Below are 7,999 nucleotides of genomic sequence, written 5' to 3' on the forward strand. Positions count from 1 at the left end.
CGGCCTCAGTCGAGCGAGACGACTTCGTAGCCCGCGTCGGCCACCGCCGCTTTGAGCGCGTCGTCGTCCACCCTGCCTTCGGTTTCGATCATGGCTGTCTTGGCTTCCAGATCCACTTTGGCGGTCACACCATCCAGCGCGCAGAGCGCCTTCTCCACACGGCCGGAACAATGCGCGCACATCATGCCTTCGATTTTCATGGTTTTTTTCATTGTTTTCACAACCTCTTTCGTTTCTGTTTTTACGATTTTGGATTCGGTTTCTATGGGGACGGAAATCTCCGCCAACGCGCCGCGGCGCGGTTTAAACAATTTTAGCCGCAGAGCGTTCGATACGACGCAGACCGAGCTCAGGCTCATGGCCGCAGCCGCGAACATTGGATTGAGCCTCCAGCCAAGCACCGAGAAGAATACGCCCGCTGCCAGCGGGATGCCAATGGAATTGTAAAAGAACGCCCAGAACAGGTTCTGTTTGATGTTGCGGATAACCGCGCGAGAAAGTTCGATCGCCGAAACCGCGTCGAGCAGGTCGCTCTTCATCAACACAATGTCGGCCGATTCAATTGCAACGTCGGTGCCCGCGCCAATCGCAATGCCCACATCCGCGCGGGTCAGGGCAGGCGCGTCGTTGATGCCGTCACCCACCATCGCGACCTTTTTTCCGGCTTGCTGCAGGGCGGAAACCTCCCGTTCCTTATCCTGCGGCAATACCTCGGCCACCACCCGGCCGATCCCCATCTGTTTGCGGATGGCTTCGGCGGTGCGGCGGTTGTCACCGGTCAGCATAACCACGTCAATTCCCATTTCGCGCAGCCGAGCAACCGCTTCCCGGCTGGTCGGCTTGATCACGTCCGCCACGGCGATCACACCAATCACCCGGTTCTCATCCGCAAAATAGAGCGGCGTCTTACCTGCTTCTGCAAGCGACGCACCAGTCTTTTCGAAACCGCCAAGCGGGATTTTTTTCTCAGCGAGCAGCTTAAGGTTGCCCGCATAGTAGATTTTTCCTTCAAATTCCGCCTGCACGCCCTGTCCGACAAGCGCGGAAAATTCCCGCACCGGCGCGATATCCAGCCCGCGCGCTGCCGCCTCGGCCATGATCGCTTCAGCCAGCGGATGCTCGGACGGCTTTTCAACCGCCGCCGCGATCGCAACCAGACGTTCTTCATCCATGCCGTCCGCCGTAAAAATATCGGTCACGCGGGGCTTGCCCTCGGTGATGGTGCCGGTTTTATCGAGCACCACCGTGTCGATCGTATGCGCGGTTTCCAGCGATTCGGCCGATTTGATCAGGATGCCATTTTCCGCGCCCTTGCCAGTTCCAACCATAATCGCGACCGGCGTCGCGAGCCCAAGCGCACACGGACAGGAGATGACCAGCACCGCAATACCGATCGACAGTGCGAATTCAAAATTCTGTCCCAGCATCAGCCACACCACCGTGGAAAGGATCGCAATACAGATGACAACCGGCACAAATACGCCGCTCACCTTGTCAGCGAGCTTTGCGATCGGCGCTTTCGAGTTGGAAGCGTCCTCGACCAGCTGGATAATCTGCGCAAGAGTGGTGTCGTTTCCGACCTTGGTTGCGCGGAATTTTAACCAGCCGGATTTATTGATGGTAGCCGCGATAAGCGTGTCACCCGGATGTTTTTCGACCGGGATACTCTCGCCGGTCAGGGCGGATTCATCCACCGACGAGCCGCCCTCGACGATCTCGCCGTCCACCGGCACACTCTGTCCGGGCTTGACGATCACAAGATCACCCACCGCGACCTGTTCGACCGGGATTTCCATCTCCGCGCCGTCACGTTCCACAAGCGCCACCTTCGGCGCAAGATCCATCAGTTTGGTGATCGCTTCGCTCGTCTTGCCCTTTGAACGGGTCTCCAGGAATTTGCCCAGCGTAATCAGCGTGAGAATCATCCCGGCTGACTCAAAATAGAGGTCCATCGTGTATTGCTCCACCACCGCCATTTCCCCGTGCCCGAGTCCCCAGCCGATCATGTAGATGGCAAATACGCCGTAGATCATCGCCGCGGCCGAACCGATCGCAATGAGCGAATCCATGTTTGGAGCTGCTTTGAAGAGTGTCTTGAAGCCGACCTGGTAATATTTGCGGTTGACGTAAACGATCGGCAGCGCCAGCAGGAACTGGGTGAACGCAAAGGTCATCGCATTTGCATTGCCGTGCAGGAAACCCGGCAGCGGCATACCCATCATATGTCCCATCGAGATATAGAAAAGCGGGATCAAAAAGGCAAACGAAACCACCAGCCGCCGTTTCATGTTCGCAATCTCGCCCGCCATCAGGCCGTCGGACATGGGCGCGGGCGGCGCGCCCGCGGTGGCCGGTCCTGCCGCAGGGGCGTGCACCGAAGCTCCATAGCCCGCCTCCTCCACAGCGCGGATAATCGCCTCTGTGCCGGTCGCGGTTTCGTCGTATTCCACCGCCATGTTGTTTGAGAGCAGATTCACCTGCACGTTTTTTACGCCCGGAACCTTGGCGACCGCCTTCTCCACGTGCGCCGAGCAAGCGGAACAGGTCATGCCTGTGACGTCAAATTTCTGTTTCATAATTGCCTCCTATATACCCCCAGGGGGTGTGGGTGGTTTGATTTCATTGTATACTCATTCCGTCTATTTGTCAAGCGGAAATTCGTGCGGTTTTTCTTTACAACAGTAAATCGTTGCTGTATAATAAGTTTCAGTATAATATCCCCAAATTTTCCATCATTTATTTGGAGGCTATCACATGCTGATCGATTTCCATACCCATATATTCCCCGATGCGCTCGCCGCACGCACCCTCCAGAAACTCTCCGCCATCGCACAGTGCGCATACCACACCGACGGCACGGTCGCGGGGACTCTGCAAAAATTTGACGAATGGGGTACCGATTACGGCGTGGTGCTGCATATCGCGACCCGGCCCGGCCAGGAAGGCACCATCAACCGCTTTGCCAAACAAATCCAGGAGGAGCATCCAAAGCTCCTCTGCTTCGGCACTGTTTTCCCGGATTCGGAAAATGCCGTCGAAGCCGTCTGGCAGATCAAGGAGCTCGGCCTCTATGGGATCAAGCTGCATCCAGCCTATCAGCATTGCTTCATCCGAGAGGAGAAATATTTTCCGCTCTACGAGGCGGCCGCCGAAGCCGGCCTGCCGATCACGATGCACGCTGGATGGGACCCTGTAGAACCGAAGGTCGTCTATTCCCCGCCGGAGGACATCGCCTTTGTGGCGCGTTCCTTCCCCAATCTCACAATCATTGCAGCGCACATGGGCGGGCTGATGCTCTATCAGGAGGCGGAAGAACATCTTTGCGGCCTGCCGAATGTTTATCTCGACACCGCGATGAGTTCTGTCTACTGCGGCCCTGCGCAGTACGAACGCCTGATCCGCAACCATGGCGCCGACCGGGTGCTGTTCGGGACCGATTGCCCGTGGAACACGGTGCCCGCGGAAAAAGCTTTTCTGGAGGCGACGACCCTCTCCCGGCAGGAGAAGGACAAAATCCTCTATCAGAATGCCCGCGCGCTCCTGCATCTTCCCGGCTGAAGCCGCAACATTACATAAGCTGCCGCCGGACCGGTGCCGGCGGCCTTTTTATGGATTGGCAAAAAGTTTACATGATTCGATTGTAATATGCGCATAATTTTACTATAATAAATAGGCATGTAATGATTTCCAAATCCGGAGGGCTTATGGAACAACTGATGCAGCAGATTTTCGACTTTTTTTCTGTGGCAGGCCGCGAAACCGCCCTGTTTATCGTTTCAATGATCCCGCTCATCGAGCTGCGCGGTTCCATCCCGCTCGGCGCCGCCATGGGGATGGATTGGCATCTGGTCTTTCTCATTTCGATCGCGGGAAACCTATTGCCCGTCCCGTTCATCGTCTGGTTCGGCAGGCCGCTTTTCAAGTGGCTCAAATCGACAAAACTGCTTTCCGGCGTCACCAATTGGTATGAGCAAAAGCTCCTGCAAAAAGCGGACAAGGTCACCCGCTACGAAGCGATCGGGCTCTGTCTGTTTGTGGGCGTGCCGCTGCCCGGCACCGGGGCCTGGTCAGGCGCGGCGATTGCGGCCCTGCTCGGTATGCGGATGAAGCCCGCCATCCTTTCGATCGCGGCGGGCGTGCTGATCGCCGGGGTGATCATGACAGTGGCCTCCTATGGCCTTTTGCAGTTCATCAGCCTGTTCTAACATCAAAACGGAGGTGCCGGTGTATTGGATAAGTATAAAAAGCTGATCTCCAACACCTTTATATTCGCGGTCGGCACCTTCAGCTCCAAGGTGCTCGTTTTTCTGTTGATGCCGCTGTATACCCGGGTGCTTACGCCCGAGGATTACGGCGTGGTCAACCTCATTGTAGACACTGCCAACCTCATCATCCCGCTCGTTTCGGTTGGCATCTCCACCGCCATCATCCGGTTCGGCCTGGACCGCGCGGTGGACAAGCGGGACGTCTTTTCAGGCGGGATCATCGTGCTCGGCGTTGGATACCTGATCTTCTTCCTGCTTGGGCCGTTCATCGGGAAATTGCCCAACATGCAGGAGCACACCCATCTCATCTACCTCTATGTGCTCACCTCCTGTCTGCGCTCGCTCTGTTCGCAGTTCGTGCGCGCGAAGGAATATGTCCGGCTCTATGCGTTCGACGGGGTGCTCAGCACGATCATGGTCATCGTGTTCAACGTCCTGCTGCTGGTTGTCTTTAAGCTCGGAATCACCGGCTATGTGCTGGCGACCATCCTGTCCGACCTGTTGTCGGCGGTCTTTCTGTTCACAGCCGCCCGCCTGCACCATTACATCCGTTTCAAGGGCATTGACTGGCTGGTGCTGCGTTCGATGCTTCGTTACTGCATCCCGCTCATTCCGAACACCATCTCCTGGTGGATCACCAACGTTTCCGGCCGGTATATCGTGGTCTATTTCCTCGGCAAGGCGGCGAACGGGCTTTATGCCGCCGCCTACAAGGTCCCGACCATGATCAATCTTGTCTCCGGCATCTTCACCGACGCCTGGCAGCTATCCGCCTTCACCGAAAGTGGGCCCGGCCGCGACCGGTTCTTTTCAAACGTCTGCGCAGCCTACCAGGCGATCATCTTTTCCGCCGCGTCGGGGCTCATCCTGTTCGCAAAATTCATTATGACCCTGCTGGTGGCGAAAAACTATTATGAAGCGTGGCGTTTTATCCCATTTCTGGTGCTGGCGACTTCATTCTCCTGTTTTGTCACTTTCCTGGGAAGCATCTACATGGTGGAGAAGAAAAGCAACGCCACCATGGTCACAACCATGATCGGCGCGGCGGTCAATGTGGCGCTCTGCTTTCTGCTGATCCCGCATTTCGGGGTCAATGGGGCCGGATTTGCCTGTTTTTTCAGTTATTTTGTGGTGTTTATTGTGCGCGCGGTCGATACGCACAAATATGTGAAAATCCGCTGGAATCTGCCGAAGGTCGCGCTCAATCTGGCCGCGCTGCTCATCCAGTCCTGGGTGCTGCTCACCGTCACCGAAAACTGGGTCTTGCCGGAGGTGCTGCTCTGCCTGTTTGTCCTGCTGATTAACTTTAAACAGATTCTTATCAACATCCAGAAGATCCTGGCCAAACGCCGGTAAAACAAACGCCGCCCGCGTCGGAAAACCGATGCGGGCGGTGTTTATTTTTCTTCAATTCCAAGCAGATATAAAACTGTTACATGCAAAGCTTTCGCAAAGCAGACGACCTCATAGTCGGTTACAATACGGTTGTTCTTTTCAATTTTGCTGATCATCTGCTGATCCATGTTCACATTCAGCGACTGCATACGAGCGGCCAGCTCTTCCTGAGAGATTTTTCCCGCGGTGCGCGTTTCTTTTATTCTCCGGTGGACAATATTTTTGTCCCCATAATACTGTACTTTATTCATCGGCTCAGTCCTTGTCCACTCCGAGCAAATATGTTACGGTCACGTTAAGCGCTTTTGCGAGGATTACCACCTCGTAATCCTGCACAAGCCGTTGCTGCCCTTCCAGGCGAGAGAGGCTTGTCCCACTGATATCCATTCCCATTGTCTGCAACCACGCAAGCAGCTCTTTCTGCTTGATATCTCTCTGCTTTCGGATGGCAACCACCCGTTTACCCACAATATTTTTATCTCCAAGTGGATTTTTACGCGGCTTCATTCGCATCCCTCATAAAATTTGATACTCAAATTTTATGCAGAAACACAGTAGAAATAATGCGAATATCGGAGTAAAATAAATTTACTCCGATATTCGCATATTTTATTGATAATTGTGCAGAAATTCCCGGATTTCCGGGTAACCTGTGAAAGACAACGGTTCATCTGTCAAATAGGAAAGCGCATACTCCCATTCCGCCAGGCCGTACCGTTGCAGATCGCTGTGGTACAGCTGCTCCAATACCCTTTTTCGGAACGGTTCCCGCTTCAGGTTGGAAAGAAAATCCGCGTTTTCCCGTTGGATCATCTCCAGCAGTTCACTTCGCATTTCTCATCCCCCTATGGGAAATGTTGGAATCTTTAACAGACGCTGTTTTTCAGCGCCCGTCTTTTTATGATATGCCGGACGTATAAGCGCGGTTTCCCAGCTGCATACTAATTTTGGTTTAGGCTAATCCTATTTTAGTTTTTTGCCCCTGTAAGAATTCCATACATTACCATAAAATAGAGGTAGAACCCTATCAAGCCTTCAGGAGATGGACCCATGGAGAATATGTCGAAGATCATTGGCAGCAACATTCGCAAGTACCGCACGCTCAAAAAGATGACGCGGGAACAGCTCGCAGAAGCCGTCGATCTGGACAGCGCCTATCTTGGGCAGTGCGAACGCGGGGAACGACAACTGGGTTTGACGAAAACAATTCAAATCATCGAATTTTTTGGGGTAACAGCCAACGACATCATTGCTGTCAGTAACAAAAAAAGCCGAATACAAAAAAAAGAGTATCTTTCTGAGATCGATGAGCTGCTGCAGGACTGCACAGATAACCAGGCGCTTGCCATCCTGCGGATCATCCAGAATGCACTCCCGTTCCTGAAAGAATAAAAAAATAGCCGCAAAAGCGGCTATTTTTATTTCATGCGCCAGACAAAGGCCGATACGCAAAAAAACAGCGGGCAGAAATATCTGCCCGCTGTTTTTACTTTGGGGCTCAGGCGGCTGAAGCGCCGGCCAGTTTTTGCAGATTTACATAGCGGACGATTACGCATACCGCAATCACTGTCACCACCATCTCCCCGACCATGATCATCCCATTATAGCTCAGCGAATAAAGCCACACCGGCATGCCCTCCGGCGCGTATTCAGTCCAAATGAGAATCCCCGACAGGAAACTGCAAAAAAAGCGCATCCCAATGACCGCAATCGTTGCAGCGGCCGCCCCCGCCTGCTTATTTGAAAAACGGCGGGCAATCGCACCGGCAAGCCCCAAAACCCCGAACGCGATCACATAGTCGAGCAGGACCACTGCGAGGTAATTCCAGAAATTCTGAACCGGCGGCGGATAAAAACCCTCCACCATCTGCACCAGCGAATAGGCAAACGAGGTAAACAGGGCCCATTTGGTGTCGTACATCAGCGATATAATGATAATTGGCGCCATGCTGGCGATTGTGACCGATCCGCCGAACGGCATATGGAACAGCTTGAACATCGACAGGATCAGCGCCAGAGCGATCATCAACGCGCTGTGGGTGAGTTTGCGTACGGTTGTGTTCATGGATTTTCGACTCCTTTTTTTGTTTTTCTAAACAAAAAACGCCACAGATAATCCCTGCGGCGTAAAAGAGTTCTCTATCTTCCTACGCTGGCATTACCCAGATCAGGTCGCGGGTTACGCACAGGTCCATGTGCGCTCTCAGCCGGCATCCGCCAGCACCCCAATTATGGCGTTTTTCTGTTTCTGCGTCCTATTATAAGCGATTGGCGGACATTTGTAAAGAGGCGGTATCGGTACTTTTGGGACACCCCTATCCCCCATTGGCAAGAATTAA

General features: G+C 53.9%; 9 protein-coding genes and 1 riboswitch. Of the genes, 4 read left to right on the plus strand and 5 right to left on the minus strand.

Features of this window, described 5'->3' with window-relative positions:
* Positions 1-5: 5 nt before the first annotated feature.
* Entirely contained in the window at positions 6-2,576 is a 2,571-nt protein-coding gene (locus tag DWV16_RS11425) for a heavy metal translocating P-type ATPase (protein ID WP_066454140.1), read from the minus strand.
* 178 nt (positions 2,577-2,754) lie between these two features.
* On the opposite strand from DWV16_RS11425, the gene DWV16_RS11430 reads away from it, so the two are divergent.
* From DWV16_RS11430 to DWV16_RS11440, 3 genes are all read left to right on the plus strand, one after another.
* Positions 2,755-3,558 carry an amidohydrolase family protein gene (locus tag DWV16_RS11430; RefSeq protein ID WP_118479344.1) on the plus strand — a complete coding sequence of 268 codons (804 nt, stop codon included), beginning with the start codon at positions 2,755-2,757 and terminating at the stop codon, positions 3,556-3,558.
* Between the two features lie 146 nt (positions 3,559-3,704).
* Positions 3,705-4,205 carry a small multi-drug export protein gene (locus DWV16_RS11435; RefSeq protein WP_079988045.1) on the plus strand — a complete coding sequence of 167 codons (501 nt, stop codon included), beginning with the start codon at positions 3,705-3,707 and terminating at the stop codon, positions 4,203-4,205.
* 24 nt (positions 4,206-4,229) lie between these two features.
* Positions 4,230-5,621: an oligosaccharide flippase family protein gene (locus DWV16_RS11440; protein WP_066454132.1), complete on the plus strand. Its 1,392-nt coding sequence runs from the start codon at positions 4,230-4,232 to the stop codon at positions 5,619-5,621.
* Positions 5,622-5,662: 41 nt separating this feature from the next.
* Here the strand turns inward: DWV16_RS11440 and DWV16_RS11445 are convergent, their stop codons facing one another.
* The 3 genes from DWV16_RS11445 to DWV16_RS11455 form a co-directional block, all read right to left on the minus strand.
* Positions 5,663-5,911 carry a helix-turn-helix domain-containing protein gene (locus DWV16_RS11445; RefSeq protein WP_066454129.1) on the minus strand — a complete coding sequence of 83 codons (249 nt, stop codon included), beginning with the start codon at positions 5,909-5,911 and terminating at the stop codon, positions 5,663-5,665.
* Positions 5,912-5,915: 4 nt separating this feature from the next.
* On the minus strand, positions 5,916-6,167 hold the full coding sequence (locus DWV16_RS11450; protein ID WP_066454126.1) for a helix-turn-helix domain-containing protein: 252 nt from the start codon (positions 6,165-6,167) through the stop codon (positions 5,916-5,918).
* 102 nt (positions 6,168-6,269) lie between these two features.
* A complete protein-coding gene (locus tag DWV16_RS11455; protein WP_066454116.1) occupies positions 6,270-6,494 on the minus strand; it encodes a hypothetical protein in 225 nt (74 codons plus the stop codon).
* Between the two features lie 216 nt (positions 6,495-6,710).
* On the opposite strand from DWV16_RS11455, the gene DWV16_RS11460 reads away from it, so the two are divergent.
* The gene (locus DWV16_RS11460; protein ID WP_066454110.1) at positions 6,711-7,052 is read left to right on the plus strand and encodes a helix-turn-helix domain-containing protein; all 342 of its coding nucleotides are present in this window, start codon (positions 6,711-6,713) and stop codon (positions 7,050-7,052) included.
* Positions 7,053-7,158: 106 nt separating this feature from the next.
* Here DWV16_RS11460 and thiT read toward each other — a convergent pair whose 3' ends face one another.
* Positions 7,159-7,725, minus strand: a complete 567-nt coding sequence (thiT, locus tag DWV16_RS11465) for an energy-coupled thiamine transporter ThiT (RefSeq protein WP_066454106.1) — start codon at positions 7,723-7,725, stop codon at positions 7,159-7,161.
* Positions 7,726-7,787: 62 nt separating this feature from the next.
* Positions 7,788-7,898, minus strand: a riboswitch (TPP riboswitch).
* Positions 7,899-7,999 lie beyond the last annotated feature (101 nt).

The sequence above is a fragment of the Anaerotruncus sp. AF02-27 genome (genome assembly GCF_003465835.1).
GTDB classification, from domain to species: Bacteria; Bacillota; Clostridia; order Oscillospirales; family Ruminococcaceae; genus Anaerotruncus; species Anaerotruncus rubiinfantis.